The organism is Kitasatospora sp. NPDC056327 (assembly GCF_042261735.1).
Taxonomy (GTDB): domain Bacteria; phylum Actinomycetota; class Actinomycetes; order Streptomycetales; family Streptomycetaceae; genus Kitasatospora.
The window spans coordinates 1-19,026 of the sequence record NZ_JBHJRC010000080.1 but is presented as its reverse complement, the minus strand read 5'-3'; the positions used below and the strand labels follow the sequence as shown (position 1 = coordinate 19,026).

Annotated in this window: 15 protein-coding genes and 1 rRNA gene; 9 read left to right on the top strand and 7 right to left on the bottom strand. The window is 73.6% G+C overall.

The features are described from left to right. Positions 1-56: 56 nt before the first annotated feature. Positions 57-2,819, bottom strand: a complete 2,763-nt coding sequence (gene secA / locus ACFCX4_RS14510; protein ID WP_376142133.1) for a preprotein translocase subunit SecA — start codon at positions 2,817-2,819, stop codon at positions 57-59. A 251-nt stretch (positions 2,820-3,070) separates the two neighbouring features. On the opposite strand from secA, the gene ACFCX4_RS14505 reads away from it, so the two are divergent. Both ACFCX4_RS14505 and ACFCX4_RS14500 read left to right on the top strand, forming a co-directional pair. Continuing rightward, on the top strand, positions 3,071-3,712 hold the full coding sequence (locus ACFCX4_RS14505) for a GNAT family N-acetyltransferase (RefSeq protein ID WP_376142130.1): 642 nt from the start codon (positions 3,071-3,073) through the stop codon (positions 3,710-3,712). A 107-nt stretch (positions 3,713-3,819) separates the two neighbouring features. After that, a complete protein-coding gene (locus ACFCX4_RS14500; RefSeq protein WP_376142127.1) occupies positions 3,820-5,031 on the top strand; it encodes a winged helix-turn-helix domain-containing protein in 1,212 nt (403 codons plus the stop codon). 46 nt (positions 5,032-5,077) lie between these two features. Here ACFCX4_RS14500 and ACFCX4_RS14495 read toward each other — a convergent pair whose 3' ends face one another. Both ACFCX4_RS14495 and hpf read right to left on the bottom strand, forming a co-directional pair. Further along, positions 5,078-5,836: a response regulator gene (locus tag ACFCX4_RS14495; RefSeq protein WP_376142125.1), complete on the bottom strand. Its 759-nt coding sequence runs from the start codon at positions 5,834-5,836 to the stop codon at positions 5,078-5,080. A 210-nt stretch (positions 5,837-6,046) separates the two neighbouring features. Then, entirely contained in the window at positions 6,047-6,739 is a 693-nt protein-coding gene (gene hpf / locus ACFCX4_RS14490) for a ribosome hibernation-promoting factor, HPF/YfiA family (protein WP_376142122.1), read from the bottom strand. Between the two features lie 377 nt (positions 6,740-7,116). On the opposite strand from hpf, the gene ACFCX4_RS14485 reads away from it, so the two are divergent. Beyond that, positions 7,117-7,878: a ComF family protein gene (locus tag ACFCX4_RS14485; RefSeq protein WP_376142119.1), complete on the top strand. Its 762-nt coding sequence runs from the start codon at positions 7,117-7,119 to the stop codon at positions 7,876-7,878. Between the two features lie 68 nt (positions 7,879-7,946). Here the strand turns inward: ACFCX4_RS14485 and ACFCX4_RS14480 are convergent, their stop codons facing one another. Genes ACFCX4_RS14480 through mtrA form a run of 3 tightly spaced genes read right to left on the bottom strand, consistent with a single transcriptional unit; the run spans position 7,947 to position 12,637 of the window. Further along, positions 7,947-9,830, bottom strand: coding sequence for an LpqB family beta-propeller domain-containing protein (locus tag ACFCX4_RS14480; protein ID WP_376142117.1), 1,884 nt, complete (start codon positions 9,828-9,830; stop codon positions 7,947-7,949). Further along, entirely contained in the window at positions 9,805-11,958 is a 2,154-nt protein-coding gene (gene mtrB / locus ACFCX4_RS14475) for an MtrAB system histidine kinase MtrB (RefSeq protein WP_376142114.1), read from the bottom strand. The genes ACFCX4_RS14480 and mtrB overlap by 26 nt, the downstream gene beginning before the upstream one ends. A gap of 1 nt (position 11,959) precedes the next feature. Further along, positions 11,960-12,637 carry an MtrAB system response regulator MtrA gene (gene mtrA, locus ACFCX4_RS14470; RefSeq protein ID WP_030247322.1) on the bottom strand — a complete coding sequence of 226 codons (678 nt, stop codon included), beginning with the start codon at positions 12,635-12,637 and terminating at the stop codon, positions 11,960-11,962. Between the two features lie 286 nt (positions 12,638-12,923). Between mtrA and ACFCX4_RS14465 the strand changes: the two genes are divergently transcribed. From ACFCX4_RS14465 to ACFCX4_RS14440, 6 genes are all read left to right on the top strand, one after another. Next, positions 12,924-14,126 (top strand): hypothetical protein, encoded by a 1,203-nt coding sequence (locus tag ACFCX4_RS14465; RefSeq protein ID WP_376142112.1) that lies wholly within the window; start codon positions 12,924-12,926, stop codon positions 14,124-14,126. Positions 14,127-14,131: 5 nt separating this feature from the next. Continuing rightward, positions 14,132-14,803, top strand: coding sequence for a DUF4129 domain-containing protein (locus ACFCX4_RS14460; protein WP_376142109.1), 672 nt, complete (start codon positions 14,132-14,134; stop codon positions 14,801-14,803). Beyond that, positions 14,800-16,026, top strand: a complete 1,227-nt coding sequence (locus ACFCX4_RS14455; RefSeq protein ID WP_376142107.1) for a DUF4350 domain-containing protein — start codon at positions 14,800-14,802, stop codon at positions 16,024-16,026. The genes ACFCX4_RS14460 and ACFCX4_RS14455 overlap by 4 nt, the downstream gene beginning before the upstream one ends. Before the next feature lie 53 nt (positions 16,027-16,079). Further along, positions 16,080-17,069 (top strand): AAA family ATPase, encoded by a 990-nt coding sequence (locus ACFCX4_RS14450; protein ID WP_376142146.1) that lies wholly within the window; start codon positions 16,080-16,082, stop codon positions 17,067-17,069. A 61-nt stretch (positions 17,070-17,130) separates the two neighbouring features. Continuing rightward, entirely contained in the window at positions 17,131-18,441 is a 1,311-nt protein-coding gene (locus ACFCX4_RS14445) for a DUF58 domain-containing protein (protein ID WP_376142104.1), read from the top strand. Between the two features lie 78 nt (positions 18,442-18,519). Next, positions 18,520-18,888 carry a hypothetical protein gene (locus ACFCX4_RS14440; RefSeq protein ID WP_376142101.1) on the top strand — a complete coding sequence of 123 codons (369 nt, stop codon included), beginning with the start codon at positions 18,520-18,522 and terminating at the stop codon, positions 18,886-18,888. A gap of 50 nt (positions 18,889-18,938) precedes the next feature. Here ACFCX4_RS14440 and rrf read toward each other — a convergent pair. Continuing rightward, a 5S ribosomal RNA gene (gene rrf / locus ACFCX4_RS14435) occupies positions 18,939-19,026 on the bottom strand; the annotation flags it as partial.

The following is a 19,026-nucleotide window of genomic DNA, read 5'->3' as shown; positions in this document are numbered from 1 at the left end:
GGCGCCCTGCCCGGCGGCGGGCCGGTCCGTCGGACGGACCGGCCGCCGGCCTCGCGTCAGCCCTTGCGGCGGCGGCCCTTGGCCGACTTCGCGGCCTTGCGGCGCTCGGCGCGGGTCAGACCGTCGCCCTCGTCCTCGCCGCCGAGGTCGTCGAAGTCGCCCTCGACCACACCGCCGCCGACCTCCTCCGAGGGGGCCGTGTAGTGCAGCCGCTGCGGCTTCGGGGCCTCCAGGCCCTTGGCCTTGATCTCCGGACGGGCGGAGTCCTTCTCCAGCTTGTCGAGCATGACCGCGGCGTCCTCGACCGGGACCTCCTCGACCTGCTGCTCGACCTGGACCTCCAGGTTGAACAGGTAGCCGACGGACTCCTCCTTGATGCCCTCCATCATCGCGGTGAACATGTCGAAGCCCTCGCGCTGGTACTCGACCAGCGGGTCGCGCTGCGCCATGGCCCGCAGGCCGATGCCCTCCTGGAGGTAGTCCATCTCGTAGAGGTGCTCGCGCCAGCGGCGGTCCAGCACCGAGAGGACGACGCGGCGCTCCAGCTCGCGCACGATCTCCGCGCCCAGCTGGTCCTCGCGGGCGCCGTACTGCGCCTGGACGTCCTCCTGGATGACCTTGGTGAGGAACTCCGGGGTGAGGCCCGCGGTGCCGCCGGCCTCCTCCTCCAGCTCCGCCAGGTCCAGGGTGATCGGGTAGAGCTGCTTGAGCGCGGTCCAGAGCTTGTCGAGGTCCCAGTCGTCCTCGAAGCCCTCGCCGGTGGCGGCCCGGACGTACGCCTCGACGGTGTCGTCCATGAAGTGGCCGACCTGCTCCTGGAGGTCCTCGCCCTCCAGCACCCGGCGGCGCTCGCCGTAGATGACCTCGCGCTGGCGGTTCAGCACCTCGTCGTACTTGAGGACGTTCTTGCGGATCTCGAAGTTCTGCTGCTCGACCTGGGTCTGCGCGGAGGCGATCGCCCGGGTGACCATCTTCGACTCGATCGGCACGTCCTCGGGCACGTTGGCCATCGAGAGCACGCGCTCGACCATGCCGGCCTTGAACAGGCGCATCAGGTCGTCGCCCAGCGACAGGTAGAAGCGGGACTCGCCCGGGTCGCCCTGACGGCCGGAACGGCCGCGCAGCTGGTTGTCGATCCGGCGGGACTCGTGCCGCTCGGTGCCGAGGACGTAGAGGCCACCGGCCTCCTTGACCTCGTCCTGCTCCGCCTTGACGGAGACCTTGGCCTTCTCCAGCGCCTCCGGGAACCCGGCCTCGTACTCCTCCGGGTTGTCCACCGGGGTGATCCCGCGCTGGGCCAGCTCGGCCGCGGCAAGGTGGTCGGCGTTGCCGCCGAGCATGATGTCGGTACCGCGGCCGGCCATGTTGGTGGCGACGGTGACGGCGCCCTTGCGGCCCGCCTGGGCGACGATCTGCGCCTCGCGCTCGTGGTGCTTGGCGTTCAGCACCTCGTGCGGGATGCCGCGCTTGCGCAGCTCCTGCGACAGGTACTCGGACTTCTCGACCGACACGGTGCCGACCAGCACCGGCTGGCCCTTCTCGTGCTTCTCGGCGATGTCCTCGACCACGGCGGCGAACTTGGCCGGCTCCGACTTGTAGATCAGGTCGGGCTGGTCGATGCGCAGCGGCGTCTTGTTGGTCGGGATCGGCACCACGCCGAGCTTGTAGATCTGGTGGAACTCGGCCGCCTCGGTGGTGCCGGTACCGGTCATGCCGGCCAGCTTGCCGTACAGGCGGAAGAAGTTCTGGAGGGTGATGGTGGCCAGGGTCTGGTTCTCGTTCTGGACCTCCACCCCCTCCTTGGCCTCGATCGCCTGGTGCATGCCCTCGTTGTAGCGGCGGCCGGCCAGGATGCGGCCGGTGTGCTCGTCCACGATCATGACCTCGCCGTTCATGACGACGTAGTCCTTGTCGTTCTTGTACAGCTCCTTCGCCTTGATGGCGTTGTTCAGGAAGCCGACGAGCGGGGTGTTCACCGACTCGTAGAGGTTGTCGATGCCGAGGTAGTCCTCGACCCGGGTGACGCCCTCCTCCAGGATGCCGACGGTGCGCTTCTTCTCGTCGACCTCGTAGTCGCGGTCGATCTTCAGACGCAGCACCAGCTTGGCGAAGTCGGCGTACCACTTGGTCGCCTGGTCCGCCGGGCCGGAGATGATCAGCGGGGTGCGGGCCTCGTCGATGAGGATCGAGTCGACCTCGTCGACCACCGCGAAGTTGTGGCCGCGCTGGACGAGCTCGTCCTTCGACCAGGCCATGTTGTCGCGCAGGTAGTCGAAGCCGAACTCGTTGTTGGTGCCGTACGTGATGTCCATCCCGTACTGGCGCCTGCGCTCGGCGGGCGTCATGTTGCCGAGGATCACGCCGACCTCAAGGCCGAGGAAGCGGTGCACCCGGCCCATCCACTCCGAGTCGCGCTCGGCGAGGTAGTCGTTGACCGTGATGAGGTGCACGCCCTTGCCGGTGAGCGCGTTGAGGTACGCCGGCAGCGTGCCGACCAGGGTCTTGCCCTCACCGGTGCGCATCTCGGCGACGTAGCCCAGGTGCAGCGCGGCGCCGCCCATGAGCTGGACGTCGTAGTGCCGCTGGCCGAGCACGCGCTTGGCGGCCTCGCGGACGGTGGCGAACGCCTCGGGGAGGATGTCGTCCAGGGTCTCGCCGTCGGCGAGCCGCTGCTTGTACTCGTCGGTCAGTGCGCGCAGCTCGGCGTCGGTGAGGTTGACGAAGTCCTCTTCGATGGAATTGACCTGGGCAGCAATCCGCTGCAGCTTGCGAAGGATCTTGCCTTCGCCGGCGCGCAGGATCTTGTCGAAGACGGACACGTGAGCGGGCTCCTTGCCTGTATTGGCACTGGACGACTGCACGGCGGATCCACCCCACCGCACGGGCCATCGTATGCGAGGAGCCCAACACCCCGGGAGGTGCGTCAGCACGCTATTCCCGTGTCACCCGTGCGAGCACATCCTCCGATACTCTCATCCACCAGGGCAAACCGGGCGCCCGTCCGGCCAGTTGAACGGCCTGATCCGTTAATCGGATGCCCGGATTGATCTCTGCACGGAATAATTCGGCCATGGAAGAACAGCCCGAGGAAAACCCCGCGGAACTCCCGGCCGAGCCGCCCCGGCCGCCCGCCCCCGCCGAGCCCGTCGTGCTCACCACCGAGCGCCTCGTGCTGCGCCCCCCGCGCGAGAGCGACATCGACGCGGTCTTCGCCGCCTGCCAGGACGCGGAGATCCAGCGCTGGACGGTGGTGCCGAGCCCGTACCGCCGCGCGGACGCCGAGTACTTCGTCCGCGACCTGGCCGCCGAGGGCCTGCGCACCGGCGAGAACCTGATCTGGTGCGTCTTCGAGCGCGAGTCGGGCGCGCTGGTCGGCTGCCAGGGCCTGACCGCGTGCGCGGGCCGGCCGGGCGCCGCCGAGGTCGGCTGGTGGACGGCCAAGGAGTTCCGCGGCCGCGGCTACACCGTGGAGGGGGCCGCCGCGGTGGCCCGCCACGGGCTCGGCGCACTGCGCCTGCGCCGGCTGGAGTGGCTCGCCTACGTGGGCAACGCGGGCTCCCGCGCGGTGGCGGAGCGGGTCGGCTTCCGGTTCGAGGGCACCCTGCGTTCCTACTCCGAGCAGCGCGGACGGTTCCACGACACCTGGATCGCCTCGCTGCTGCCCGGCGACCTCCCCGGCGCCCCCGTCGGCCCGGCGGCCGACCGGGGCTGACCGGAGCCGACCGGCCGCCGCCGACGACGGGGACCGGCCGCCCGTCCGGAGCCCACCGCCCCGGACGGGCGGGCCCGTTGTCGGTGACACGCCCTAGGCTCGCCGGTATGACCGCCTCGACCTCGCGCCCCACCGCCGACCCGTCGGCCCCCGCCCCGGCGATCGTGCTCGGCGCCGACGACGCCCGACGGATCGCCCTGCGGGCCCAGGACCTGCTCGGCGCACCGGACCGGCGCGGGGGCGTGCGCGGCGTGCTGCGCCGGCTCGGCTCCGTCCAGCTCGACACCATCTCGGTACTGGCCCGCTCCCACGAGCTGGTCCCCTACGCCCGGCTCGGCGCGGTCGGCCGCCCGGCGGTCGAGACGGCGTACTGGGGCTCCGGCGCGAGCTTCGAGTACTGGTCGCACGCCGCCTGCGTGCTGCCGGTCGAGGAGTGGCCGCTGTTCGCCTTCCGGCGCCGCGGCTACCGCGCCAAGGCCCACGTCTGGGGCAAGCAGGTCGACCCGGCGACGTACCGCGGCGTGCTCGACCGGCTGCGCGCCGAGGGCCCGCTCACCTCCACCGGACTCGGCGGCGCGAAGCGGACCGCCGACTGGTGGGACTGGTCCGACACCAAGATCGCGGTGGAGCGGGCGCTGGCCTTCGGGGACGTCGTCTGCACCGACCGCCGGAGCTGGAAGCGCGTCTACGCCCTGGCCGAACAGGCCGTCCCCGCCGAGCTGTTCGCGGCCGAGCCGAGCGACGAGGAGTGCCTGCGCACCCTGGTCGTCCAGTCCGGCGCGGCCCTCGGCGTGGCCACCCGGGCCGATCTGCTCGACTACCACAGGCTGCGCGCCGACCAGCTGGACGCGGTGCTGCCCGACTCCGGCCTGGTGCCGGTCCAGGTGGCCGGCTGGGGCCCGGACGGCTCCCCGGGCGCGGCCTGGGCCGATCCCGCGGCACTCGCCGAGCCGCCGCGCGGCCGCCACCGCACCACGCTGCTCTCGCCGTTCGACTCGCTGATCTGGGACCGCCCGCGCACCGAGCGGATCTTCGGCATGTCCCACCGGCTGGAGGCCTACACGCCCAGGCACAAGCGGGTGCACGGCTACTTCGCGATGCCGCTGCTCACCGGCGGCCGGCTGGTCGGCCGGGTCGATCCGGCCCGCGAGGGGCGGACGCTGGTGGCGCGTCAGGTCTCGCTGGACTCCGCCCGGCACCTGCCGGCCCTGGCCGGGGCGCTGCGCGAGGCCGCCTCGTGGGTGGGCTGCGACGCCGTCCGGGTCGAGGCGCTGTCCGACGAGGCGCTGCGCCCGGCGCTGGAGCGGCTGCTGGACTAGCCGGAGCGGGGCCGGAACGGGAGGCGGGGCCCGACCGGCCCCGCGCTCACCCTATTTCGAGGATCTTCTCCCGCATCGCGTACACCACGGCCTCCATCCGGGAGTGCAGCTGGAGCTTCTCCAGGATGTTGCGCACGTGGTTCTTCACGGTGTTCTCGCTGATGAACAGCTCCTTGGCGATCTCCCGGTTGTTCATCCCGGTGGCCACCAGCTTCAGCACCTCCAGCTCACGGTCGGTCAGCCGCGGCGCGGGCACCAGCTCCCGCTCGTCGGAGCGGCGCTGGATCATCGACTTGAACTCGGTGAGCAGCTTGGAGGCCATCGACGGGCTGATCTGGGACTGCCCGTCGGCGACCGCCCGGATCGCGGTGGCGACCTCGTCGGTGGAGATCTCCTTGAGCAGGTAGCCGGTGGCACCCGCCTTGATCGCCTCGTAGAGGTCGGCCTCCTCGTCGCTTATCGTCAGCATGATGATCTTGGTGCTGGGAGCGACGTCCTTGATCGCGGTGCAGGCCTCGATCCCGCTGCGGCGCGGCATCCTGACGTCCATGAGGATGATGTCGGGCAGCAGGTCGGCCGCCTTGAGCACCGCCTCGGCGCCGTCACCGGCCTCACCGACGACGGTGATGTCCTCCTCCTCGGCGAGCACGATCTCCAGGCCCCGGCGGAACAGCGCGTGGTCGTCCACCACCAGGACGCGGATCGGCTCCCCCCGCCGGGGGGCGTACTCGGACTCCGCGCCGCGGCCGGGCGACACCCCCGTGACCGGCCCCCCCGTGGGCCTCAGCCCGAAGTGATCCCCCATCCGCTCCTCCCCCGTCGCCGGTCGTCGTGCGCCAATCATTCCACGCCCGGAGCCCCCTCCGGTCACCCTCCGGCGCCGATTGCCCCGCATCGGGTGACCTGCGGACCCGCCCGTCAACTCCCCCGGCGGGCCCCGGAACGCCGGTGACCCCGGCGGCACCGCCGCCGGGGTCACCCCTTCCGTGCTGCTCGGACGGTCGGTCCTCGACGGTCAGTCCTCGTCGTCACCCGCGCCGATCGCACCACCCGCGCCGCCACCCTCGACGGACGAGCCGTCGGCCTTCAGGTGGATCACGCCGTAGTGGTAGCCGTGCCGGCGGTAGACGACGCTCGGAAGCCCGCTGTCCTTCTCCACGAAGAGGTAGAAGTCGTGGCCGACCAGCTCCATCTCGTAGAGCGCCTGGTCGAGCGCCATCGGGGCGGCCGGGTGGGTCTTCTCCCGGACCACCAGCGGGCCTTCGCCCTCCACTTCCAGGGATCCCATCATGGTCTTGCGGACGGCCCCGTTGGTCACGCTCTCCGACGGCGGCGTCTCGGGCAGCGCGGCCAGGGCCGCGGTCGCCTCGGCGACGCTGATCGGGGTGCGGCCGTTGCCGCCCTTGTGGACCCGGCGCCGGTCCGCGGACTTGCGGAGCTGGGCGTCGAGCTTCGCCGAGGCCAGGTCGAGCGCCGCGTACGCGTCGGCGGCGGCGGCCTCGGCCCGGATCACCGGACCACGGGTACGGAGAGTGATCTCCACGCGGTCGGACCGGTCGGCCTGCCGCGGGTTGTGTTCCTTGGACACCTCGACGTCCAGGCTGATGGCCTTGGCGTCGAACTTCTGGACCTTCTCCAGCTTCTCGGCCACGTGATCCCGGAACCTCTTGGGCACCTCGGTCTTGCGGCCCTTGACGACGATGTCCACGCAGAACTCCGATCCCTCGTTCTGTCGCCGGCCCGGGTGCTACCGGGCCGGGCTGAGACCAGCCGGACCAGCCAAAACCTCCGCCGGCCCTCCGTCCCACCGGCAACGGCGGAAACGACTGGCCCTCTCCTCACTTCCTCCCCACCAGGGACGGTTGAAACCCCCTGGAGCCTTATCGAACACCTCACACGGGGTTTTCGCCTCCCCAGTGCGGAGTGCGGGCACGTACGGGCAGGACGGTCGTGACGGGCTTGGCGGTCAAGCTGTTGCCCCCTGTCTACCCTCCGACGAGTGAAACACAGGTAAATACCTGGACAACACCCCCCGTACGGCGCATTCTTTGCTCACTCTGCGTTCCCGACCCGGGAGGAGCAGCCGTGCCGCTCCCCACCGCGCGGTCCCGCAGGCGGTCCGACCCGCCGTCTGCCCGGGATCCGCTCACCCATGCCCTGTCCGGTCTGCTGGATGTCCTGCTCCCCGCTCCCTGCGCCGGCTGCGGTGCCGGGGGCGGCCCGCTCTGCCGGGCCTGCCGGCACCTCCTGGCCACCGCCCGCCCCGGCCCCTGCGCCGTGCTGCCCAGGGCGCACGCCGCCGCCCCGTACGACGGCGCGGTCCGCCGGCTGCTGCTGGCCCACAAGGAGCGCGGTGCGCTGCGGCTGGCCGGACCCCTCGGCGACACCCTCGCCCGGGCGGTGCGCACCGCCCTCGGCCCGCAGGAGGAGCGGGCGCCGCTGCTGCTCGTCCCGGTGCCCTCGGCCCGCGCGGCCGTCCGCGCCCGGGGCCACGACCCGACCCTGCGGCTGGCCCTCGCCGCCGCGCGCGCCCTGCGCCGGGAGGGGCTGGACGCCCGCGCCGCGGCACTGCTGGGGCACACCCGCCCGGTCGCCGACCAGTCCGGACTCTCCGCCGCCGACCGGCACCGCAACCTGCACGGCGCGCTCACCGTACGGCCCGGCGCCCACCGCCGCGCCGCCGGGCGCAGGACGGTCGTGGTGGACGACCTGGTGACCACCGGCGCGAGCCTCGTCGAGGCGGCCCGGGCGCTGTCCGCCGTCGGCCTGCGGCCGGGCGCGGCCGCCACCGTCGCGGCGGCCGGCCGGCCCGGCCCCGTACCGGGACCCCGGCCCGGTGACCGGTGACCGGTGACCGGCCCGCACGACGGTCCGCGCGATCCGGCCCGGTGACCGGGGCCGGCCGGCCCCGGTGATCAGCCGGGGTAGATGAACGCGGAGGCCTGGTACATCAGCACCAGCTCCCGCCACTGGTTGTTGACCAGCCGGTACGGCTTGCCCACGCCCCCGCCCTGCAGCGCCAGGACCGGCGGCACCGGGGCGGTGCTGCTCGACCTGGTCTCCGACGCGGCGACCGTGCTCATCTCGCCGCCGCCCTGCAGCCGGGTGTCCGGGCTCTGCGACCCGTCCGTGCTGACGTAGTGCAGCTGCTGCAGCTTGCCCTTCTCCTTGCCCAGCACCAGCAGCTGGTCCGCCTCCGCCCAGGACACCGAGGTCACGTCCTCCAGGACCGGATTGGCCAGCCGCAGCCCGGTGATCCGCGCGGTCGGCGCGTCCTTGGTGCCCTCGTGGAGCAGCAGCCCCAGCCAGAGCTTCTGCTCCTTGCCGTCCTTGCCGTCCTTGAGCAGCAGGGCCACCCGGACCCCGTCCGAGGAGACCTTGATGCCCTGCACCTGGCGGCCTCCCAGGCGTTCCACCGGCACCGGCACGACCTTCTTGTCGCGCACCATCAGGACCTTGGGTTCCTGCGGGTCCCGGTCCACCACGTAGAGGTCGCCGCGGCCGTCCCAGGTCGGCGAGGTCAGGCCGTCGTCGCCCTTGGAGCCCGGGCGCACCTGGGTGGTCAGCACCGGCGGCGGCATCGTCGTCATGGTCTCCGAGAACGGCACCGTGAAGAGCTGGTGGCCGTCCGCGCTGACCGCCGCGGCGCGCTCGCCGTCCCGGGCCACCGCGATCGCGCTCAGCGGCTTGCCCGACGGCTGCGCGCGGCCCAGCGGTCCGTGCACCTGGTCGCCGCCGCTCTCCCCGCGCGTCTCGTAGAGCGTGCCGTCGTCGGCCCGCTGGACGAACTGCCGGGAGGACATCTGCCCGGCCAGCGAGCCGGGCCCGATGGCGGGCTCGTCGGCGCGGCTCGCCTGGCAGCTGGGACCGCCGTGCTGTCCCTTCAGCTCCAGCCGGTCCACCTGCCCGGTGCCCTGGTCCGCGACGGTGTAGAGGAGCTGGGTGGCCATCTGCCGGCAGGCGGTGGCACTGCTGAGGTCCGCCCCGGAGAGCGTGACGTGCCCGGTGCGGCTGTCGTCCAGGCTCGCCGTCTCGACCTTCGTCCCGGACGGGAAGGCCGAACGGGCCACCGGGGAGAGCCACTTCGAGGGCCCGGCGACCACCGCGTTGACCGCCGAGAGGAGTGGTTCTATTCGGCGCCGCAGGTAGATCGGGTCGGCGATCAGCACCTCCTGGCTGGTCGCCGCCGCGGCCACCGGCGAGGACGGGTCCGGGGCCGCGAAGAAGAACCGGTCGACCTGGCGGTAGCTGTTGCGGAAGGTGACCTCGTTGACGATCAGCCCGTCCGGCAGGTGGTCGATCCGCCACTCCGCGCCGGCCTTCTCCCGCACGAAGGAGAAGGTGAAGTGGGCCGCGGCCGGCTCCTGGATCTCGTACGAGTGCCGGTCGTCCACCTTGGCGACCTGCTGTCCGGTGACCTGGATGGAGACGTCGGTGTCGGTGTCGCTCCGGGTCGTGTCGACGGCCGGGTTGGAGGCGAGCACGCTGACGCCCGCCTCGGGCTTCCAGCTCGCCGCCGCGCCGGGCGTCAGGTACTTGCGCGCCGTGTCGTAGCCGTCGTCGGCGGTCAGCGCGTCCAGGAACCCCGCCAGCAGGCTCTGCGGGGTGGCGTTCCTGGCGGGCTCCACCGGGAAGACCCGGACCTGGAGGTTCTTGTCGGCCGAGCTCTTGGACAGCTCGATCCTGGTGACGCCCCCGGATTCGGGCATGGCCGCGCAGCCGCCGGCCAGCAGGGCGCCCAGCAGGGCGCCGGCCACCCCGGCCAGCCGCGGCTCAATCCTGCCGCTGGTCCTTCGCACGCTGCGACCCCTCCGTGTCCGTTCCACCCGTGCCGTACGCCCCGACGGCGTCGTCCGGCCCCGCGGTCCGCTGCGTCACCGACGGCCGGCCCGGCGTCGGGTCCACCATGACCTGCGCGCCGGTCGCACCGTACCCGGCACCGGCCGGGAGCACGTCCGACGGATCGGCCCGCGGGCCCTCCGCCGGCCGCCGGCCGAGTCCGGGACCGATGCTCAGCACGCCGCCGAGCCCGCTGCCGAAGCCGTTGCCGGAGGCCTCCGGGGTCTCCGGGACGGCCTGCTCCTCCGTCACGCTCAGCGCGGTCGCGCCGGACGGCCGGATCGCCCGCCGGTACGGCGCCCCGTACGTGCCGAGGCCCCGGTTGTTGCGCGAGTCCTCCGGCTCCAGCCGGAACGGCGCCCGGCTGATCTCGCCGCCGCGGGTGCGCGGCAGGGTGAGCCGGAAGTGCGAACCGCCGCCCGGCTCGCCCCAGGCCTGGAGCCAGCCGCCGTGCAGGTGCGCGTCCTCGACCGCGATCGACAGGCCCAGGCCGGTTCCGCCGGTGGTCCGCACCCGGGACGGGTCGGCCCGCCAGAACCGGTGGAACACCCGGGACGCCTCGCCCGGCTTGAGGCCGATGCCGTAGTCCCGCACGCCGACCGCGACCGCGCCGTCCTGCGAACCGAGCCGCACCACGACGTCCCGGCCCTCGCCGTGCTCCAGCGCGTTGACCACCAGGTTGCGCAGGATCCGCTCGATCCGCCGGGAGTCGACCTCGGCCACCACCGGCTCGCCGTCGCCGCGGATCACCACCGCGCTGCCCTTGGCCTGCGCCAGCGGGTCCGCGGCCTCGACCACCCGGCCGACGATCTCGCGCAGGTCCACCGGCTCGGCGTCCAGGACGGCCGCGCCCGCGTCGAACCGGCTGATCTCCAGCAGGTCGGCGAGCAGCGACTCGAAGCGGTCCAGCTGCCCCTGGAGCAGTTCGGCGGACCGCGCCGCCATCGGGTCAAGGTCCTCGCGGCTGTCGTAGATGAGGTCGGCGGCCATCCGGACCGTGGTCAGCGGGGTGCGCAGCTCGTGCGAGACGTCCGAGACGAAGCGCCGCTGCACCCGGGACAGCTCCTCCAGCTGGCGGATCTGCGCCTGGAGCGCGTTCGCCATCCGGTTGAACGATTCGCCGAGCCGGGCGATGTCGTCCGTCCCGGTGACCTTCATCCGCTCCTCCAGGTGGCCCGCGGCCAGCCGTTCGGAGATCCCGGCCGCCATCCGGACCGGTGTCACCACCTGGCGCACCACCAGCCAGGCGATGCCGCCCATCATGATCACCACGAACACCCCGGCGGTGGCCAGGGTCCCGGTGATCAGGTTCAGGGTCTTGGTCTCCTGGCCGAAGGAGAAGACGTAGTACAGCTGGTAGCTGCTGCCGTCCGGACCGACGAACTGCTGGCCGAAGACCAGACCGGGCTCGGTCCCCCCGGTCCTGCCGCCGCTGTCCGGGGCGCGCTGGATCCGGGTCGGCTGGCTGAAGGTCTGGCCGGGCTCCTGCTCGACCCGGTCCTTCAGACTGTCCGGGACGCTGGCCGGCGAGATGTAGCCCGAGTAGCGCGGGCCCAGCCCGGCCTTGTCGGGCTGCACCGTCTCGCTGGTGCCCGGCACCATCGCGATCACCGAGTAGACGTTCTGGCCGCTGGCCGCCAGCTCGCCGACCTGGCGGAGCATCCAGGTCCCGCGCTCCTCGGTGGCCGGGTCGGCCACCGCGCCGACGCGCAGCCGCCCGTCCCTCGCCTCGTCGATCTTCTTGAGCTCGGTCTGGAAACCCGCGACCGCCTGGTCACGGGCCGCCGACCGCTTGGTGTCCAGCAGTCCGGTGCGCACCTGGGCCACCACGACGACCCCCAGCACCAGCACCACCAGGACCGACAGCAGCAGCGTGGCCGCCACCACCCGCAGCTGGATCGACCGCCGGTACAGCGCCGCCACCCGGTGCACGGGGCGGCGCAGCTGGCGGCTGACCGGCGCGAACAGCGCGGCCGCGCGCATCCTGCGGCGGATCCGCGCGGTCGAGCTCAGCACGTCCCCGCGCACGGCGCCGCCGCCCCCGTCGGTCGCGGTACCCGCCGGGGTCTCGTCGTCCTGGTCCCTCACGTCAGCTGGGCCCGGCCTTGTAGCCGACGCCGCGGACGGTCACCACGATCTCGGGGCGCTCCGGGTCCTTCTCGATCTTGGAGCGGAGCCGCTGCACGTGGACGTTCACCAGACGGGTGTCCGCCGCGTGCCGGTAGCCCCAGACCTGCTCCAGCAGCACCTCGCGGGTGAACACCTGCCACGGCTTGCGGGCCAGCGCGACCAGCAGGTCGAACTCCAGCGGGGTCAGCGGGATGCCCCGCCCGTCCCGCTTCACCGAGTGGCCGGCCACGTCGATCACCAGATCGCCGATGGTCAGCTGCTCAGGAGTCGGCTCCTCGGCCCGCCGGAGCCGGGCACGCACCCGGGCCACCAGTTCCTTGGGCTTGAACGGCTTGGTCACGTAGTCGTCGGCACCCGACTCCAGACCCACCACGACGTCCACCGTGTCGGTCTTGGCGGTCAGCATGACGATCGGGATCCCGGACTCGGCCCGGATCTGCCGGCAGACGTCGATGCCGTCCCGGCCGGGCAGCATGAGGTCGAGCAGGACCAGGTCCGGCTTGGTCTCCCGGAACGCGGCTAGCGCCCTGTCCCCATCCGCGACGAAAAACGGCTCAAAACCCTCACCACGCAGCACGATGCCGAGCATCTCGGCCAGTGCGGAGTCGTCATCAACGACGAGGACGCGTCCCTTCATGGGTCCATCCTCTCATTACCCGATTGTGACCTGCCGCACAGCAGTCCCTTTGCTCCAGATCGGCCAACTGGCGGTCCGGCGATTTCCGGCCATACCGGGCGAAAGACCTGTCCTCACCGACCCCCGGAGCCCCTCGGGAGGCCCACGAACCCTCCCCCGCCCGGCCGTTGCCGTTCAGCAACCGGATCCCCCTGGGGAGCGTCCGGCCACCATGACACGATGGGCGCTGCGCCCGCGTGAAGATCCACCCGGCGCCGCCCGCCCCGCCGCCCTCCGAGGAGCAGTGATGACCGACACTCCGGGCTGGGCCTCGCCCGGCTCGTCCGAGCCGCCCCGCGACGCCGCCCGGCCCACGGCCGACGCACCCGCCGCCGTGCCCGGCCAGTCGGCACCGCCCCACGACGCCCCGCCCGCCTGGGGCACCGCTCCCGGAGCCCCGCAGGCTCCGTACGGACAGCAGGCCCCGTACGGACAGCAGCAGCCCCCCTACGGCCCGCCCGGCGGGCCGTACGGCTGGGGCGCGCCGCCGAGCCCCAAGCCGGGCGTCATCCCGCTGCGCCCGCTCGGCCTCGGCGAGATCCTCGACGGCGCGGTCTCCACCGTCCGCAAGCACTGGCGGGTCGCCCTCGGTCTCTCCTTCGGCGTCGCCGTGCTCCAGCAGGGCGCCTCGCTCGCCGCCCAGTTCGCCATCCAGGGCGACACCGGCGAACTCACCCCGGTGCTGACCGCCCTGGTCAGCCTGCCGCTCTCCTGGCTGCTCGGCGTGATCGCCTCGGCCCTGCTGACCATGGTCGTCAGCCGGGCCGTCCTCGGCCACGCCGTCACCGTCCGGGACGCCTGGCGCGACGCCCGGCCGCGGCTGCTCCAGCTCGTCGGCCTCACCGTGCTGAACGGCCTGCTCCTCGCCGGCATCGGACTGCTGGGCTTCGCCCCCCTGATCGGCTACGCGCTGGCCGGGGCCGAGGAGTCCGGGATCGTCGCCCTGCTCGCCGTCGTGGGCCTCCTCAGCCTCCCCGTGATGATCTGGATCGGCATCCAGCTCAGCCTTGCCGCACCCGCGCTCATGCTGGAGAAGCAGGGCATCGTCGCCGCCTTCTCCCGCTCCCGCCGGCTGGTCCGCCGCTCCTGGTGGCGGATCTGCGGCATCACGGTGCTCAGCCTCCTCATCGCCATGATCGTCTCCGGCATGATCAGCACCCCGTTCACGGTCGTCGGCATGGTGATCGGCTTCAACGACATCGCGGGCCAGGTCGACGCCGGCGACGCCACCTCGATGCCCCCCGCCATGCTGGTCCTGGTCGCGATCGGCGGAGTCCTCTCCTCCACCCTGACCCTGCCGTTCACCGCCACCATCACCGTGCTGCTCTACGTCGACCAGCGGATCCGCCGGGAGGCCCTCGACATCGAGCTCGCCCGCGCCGCGGGCCTGCCCGAGCAGGAGGGCACCGGCTGGGGCGGCCAGGCCGGTCCCGCCCCGACGAAGCTCTGAGCCCGGTGCCGACCTGGGGGGAGTTCGTCGTGCTCGCGGGCGGTGCCCCGGTCACGACCCCGCGCGACGCCGCCCGTGACGCGGCCCGCGACGAGCTGGTCAAGGCCGACTACCACCGCAACGACCCGAGCATCCAGGAGCGCGTCGTCGACTGGATCATGGAACGGATCGACGACGCGCTCGCCACGCTCGCCGGCGGCGGCACCACCGGCACCACCGGCCTGATCCTCTTCCTGGTGGTCGCCCTGGTGATCGCCGCCGCCCTCTGGTGGCGCCTCGGCGCGCCCCGGCGGGCGGCCCGCACCGACCTCGGCGTCTTCGACGCGGCCGGACCGCGCAGCGCCGCCGAGCACCGGGAGGACGCCGAACGGCACGCCACCGCGGGCCGGTGGGCCGAGGCCGTCCGCGAGCAGATGCGTGCCCTGGTGCGCCGCCTGGAGGAGCGCACCCTGCTCGACCCCCGCCCCGGCCGCACCGCCGACGAGGCCGCCGCCGAGGCCGGCCGGGCCCTGCCCGGGCACGCCGCCGCGCTCGCCTCGGCCGCCCGCACCTTCGACGACATCGCCTACGGCGACCGCACCGCCGACCCGGCCGCCTACCAGCTGCTGCGCGACCTCGACCGGACCCTCGAACGCACCCGCCCGGTCCTCGCCACGGCCGCCGGAGGAGCCGCATGACCAGCGCCACCCCCGCACCGGCGTCCCCCGCACCCGCGCCGGCTCCCGCAGGAGCACCCACCAGCCTCGCCCCCACCGGCCGCGGCCTGTGGCGACGCGCCCGCTGGTACCTGCTCACCGCCGTGCTCGCCCTGTTCGCCGCCGTCCTGCTGGCCGCCGCCAACGGGAACCGCGAGTACCCGCCGCTCGACCCGCGCTCCTACGACGCCACCGGCAGCCACGCCGTGATCGCGCTGCTCCAGCGCGAGGGCCTCCGGGTCGACGTCACCGCCGACCCCACCGGCCGCCCGGCGGCCGCCGACACCCTGGTGCTGCCCGAGCCCGATCTGCTCACCCCCGAGCAGCTCGCCGCCGTCGCCGCCGGCCGGCACGGCAGGCTGGTCCTGATCTCCCCCGGCCCCGCGGCCCTCGGCGCGCTCGCCCCCGGCATCCGCACCGCCGACGAGAACGGCGGCGGGGTCCCCTACGCCCGCGTCCGCACCACCGACCCGGCCTGCTCCCTCCCCGAGGCCGTCCGGGCCGGCAGCGCCCACGTCGGCGGCCTGCTCTACACCGCCGGCAGCCGGGGCGAGGGCTGCTACCAGCGCGGCCACGGCTACCCCCTGGTCCACGTCCCCACCGGCCGCGGCACCGATGTGGTGATCCTCGGCAGCGGCGAGTTCCTCGGCAACGAACTGCTGAAGAAGGACGGCAACGCCGCCCTCGGCCTCGGCCTGCTCGGCTCCCGCCCGCACGTCACCTGGCACCTGCCCGACTACTCCGCCCCGGTCGCCGAGGGCGGGCTGAAGAGCTTCCAGGACTACATCCCCGACGGCTGGACGTGGGCCGGCCTGCAGCTCGGCGTCGCCGTCGTACTCGCCGCCCTCTGGCGCGGCCGCCGCCTCGGCCCGGTCGTCAGCGAGAACCTGCCCGTCGTGGTCCGGGCCTCCGAGACCACCGAGGGACGCGCCCGCCTCTACCGCCGGGCGAAGGCCCGCGGCCGCGCCGCCGACGCGCTCCGCCGCGCCGCGGCGCACCGGGTCGCCCCCGCCCTGGGCGTCCCGCCCGTGGCCGGTGCCCCCGACCCCACCGCGCTCTGCACGGCGGTCGCCGACCGTCTCCCCGAGCGGTCCGCCGGGGACGTACGGGCCCTCCTGTACGGCCCGCCCCCGACCGACGACGCCGCACTGCTGCGGCTCGCCGACGACCTCGACGCCCTCGAAAGGCAGGTACGGAAGCCGTGACCGACAAGGCCACCACCCAGCTCCGCAGCATCACCCCCGGCACGGCACCCGCCATCCCCGACGCCCCCGCCGCCCCGCCCGCCGACCCCCGGCTCGGCGACCCCCGCGAGGCGCTGACCGCCCTGCGCGCCGAGATCGCCAAGGCCGTCGTCGGCCAGGACGCCGCCGTCACCGGCCTCGTCGTCGCCCTGCTCTGCGGCGGCCACGTGCTGCTCGAAGGCGTGCCCGGGGTGGCCAAGACCCTGCTGATCCGCACCCTCTCCACCGCCCTCAGCCTGGAGACCAAGCGCATCCAGTTCACCCCCGACCTGATGCCGGGCGACGTCACCGGCTCGCTGGTCTACGACGCCCGCACCGCCGAGTTCTCCTTCCAGCCCGGCCCGGTCTTCACCAACCTGCTGCTCGCCGACGAGATCAACCGCACCCCGCCGAAGACCCAGGCCGCCCTGCTGGAGGCCATGGAGGAGCGGCAGGTCACCGTCGACGGCGAACCGCGCGCCCTGCCGGTGCCGTTCCTGGTCGCCGCGACCCAGAACCCCGTCGAGTACGAGGGCACCTACCCGCTGCCCGAGGCCCAGCTCGACCGCTTCCTGCTCAAGCTGATCCTCCCGCTGCCCGACCGGGACCAGGAGTTCCAGGTCCTCGCCCGGCACGCCGCCGGCTTCGACCCGCGCGACCTCCGCGCCGCCGGCGTCCGCCCGGTCGCCGGCCCCGAGCACATCGCCGCCGCCCGGGAGCGGATCGCCCGGCTGACCGTCTCCCCCGAGGTCCTCGCCTACATCGTCGACCTCTGCCGGGCCACTCGGCAGTCGCCCTCGCTCTCCATCGGGGTCTCCCCCCGCGGCGCCACCGCGCTGCTGGCCGCGTCCCGAGCCTGGGCCTGGCTGGCCGGCCGCGACTACGTCACCCCCGACGACGTCAAGGCGCTGGCCCTGCCCACCCTGCGCCACCGGGTGGCCCTGCGCGCCGAGGCCGAGATGGAGGGCGTCACCGCCGACTCCGTCATCCAGGCCGTGCTCGCCCAGACGCCCGCCCCGCGCTGACCCCCCGCGCCCAGGCGCGCGCCCCCGCTCCGCCGACGGCCCCGACGAAGGAACGCACCGCATGGCCCTCACCGGACGAACCGCCCTGCTCGCCGCGCTCGGCGCCCTCGTCACGGGCCTGCTGCTGCCCTCCTGGGCGGGGATCGGAGCCGTCACCGGCGCCATCCTGCTCGGGGTCGCCGTCGACCTGGTGCTCGCCGCCCCCGTCCGCGCCCTGCGGATCACCCGCGGCGGCGACACCACCGTCCGGCTCGGCGAACCCGCCGCCGTCGAACTCACCGTCACCAACCCCTCCGGACGCCCCCTGCGCGCCCGGATCCGCGACGCCTGGGCCCCGTCCGCCTGGCGGCCCGGCACCGGGATCGCCGCCTCCCGGCACACCCTGCGCGTCCCCGGCCACGAGCGGCGCCGCGCCACCACCGTCCTCACCCCCACCCGGCGCGGGGACCACCACGCCCACAGGGTGACGGTCCGTTCCCTCGGTCCGCTCGGCCTGGCCGGCCGTCAGGGCTCCCACCTCGTCCCCTGGACCGTCCGCGCGCTGCCCCCGTTCACGAGCCGCAAGCACCTGCCGTCCCGGCTCGCACGGCTGCGCGAACTCGACGGCCGGACCTCCGTCCTGACCCGCGGCCAGGGCACCGAGTTCGACTCCCTGCGCGAGTACCTGCCCGGCGACGACGTCCGGTCCATCGACTGGCGGGCCAGCGCCCGCCGCCAGACCGTCGCCGTCCGCACCTGGCGCCCCGAGCGCGACCGGCACATCCTCATCGTCCTCGACACCGGCCGCACCTCCGCCGGCCGGGTCGGCGACGCCCCCCGCCTGGACGCCTCGCTCGACGCCGCGCTCCTGCTCACCGCCCTGGCCACCAAGGCCGGCGACCGGGTCGACCTGCTCGCCCACGACCTGCGCAAGCGGGCCTCGCTGGCCGGCCGCTCCCCGAACGAGATCCTTCCGGCCTTCACCACCGCGATGGCCGTCCTGGAGCCCGCCCTCTACGAGACCGACATGCGCTCGCTGGTCGCCACCGCGCTCAAGATGGCGCCGCACCGCTCGCTGATCGTCCTGCTCACCGGCCTCGACGCGGCCCCGGCCGAGGACGGCCTGCTGCCCCTGCTGCCCCTCCTGACGAAGCGGCACGAGGTCGTCCTCGCCTCCGTCTCCGACCCCCACCTCGCCGAGCTCGCCGCCGGCCGCGGCTCCGTCGAGGCCGTCTACGGCGCCGCGGCCGCCGAACAGACCCGCGCCGACCGCCGCCGCACCGCCGACCGTCTCACCCACGCCGGGATCACCGTCCTGGACGCCCCGCCCGCCTCGGTGGCACCCGCCCTGGCGGACGCCTACCTCGCGCTGAAGGCCGCCGGCCGCCTCTGAGCGTGCCTCGGCCGGGCCCCTTTCAGCAGGCCCGGATCCCCGGGGCGCTGTCACACCCCCGCACTACGCTCACCGTCCATGAGCGTCTCCCTCTACTACACCGCGCACCGGGCAACGGCACCGACCCGGGCAGAGTCGGCCGCGGTCGAACGCGTCGTCGCCGCCCACACGGCCTCGTTCCCCTACCAGGACGAGGAGAGCCTCTTCCTGTACGAGCACGACGAGGACGATCCCGAGCAGATCCTGGCCGGCTCCACCAAGCTGCCGAGCGACCCCGGCCGGCTGCTGCCGGTGATGACCCGGGTGCTGGACTCCGTGACCTCTCTGCGCCGTGCGCTCCCCGGTGCCGACTGGCACGTCCACCTGGACGACCTCGACGTGCCGTGGGACGAGGAGGACGGCTACGCATTTCCCGACATGCCAGACGGGGAAATCGACATGTGGTGAACGCAAAGAACCCCCGCCGGATGACCCGGCGGGGGTTCTTCACAATGATTGTTCGGCGGCGTCCTACTCTCCCACAGGGTCCCCCCTGCAGTACCATCGGCGCTGTGAGGCTTAGCTTCCGGGTTCGGAATGTAACCG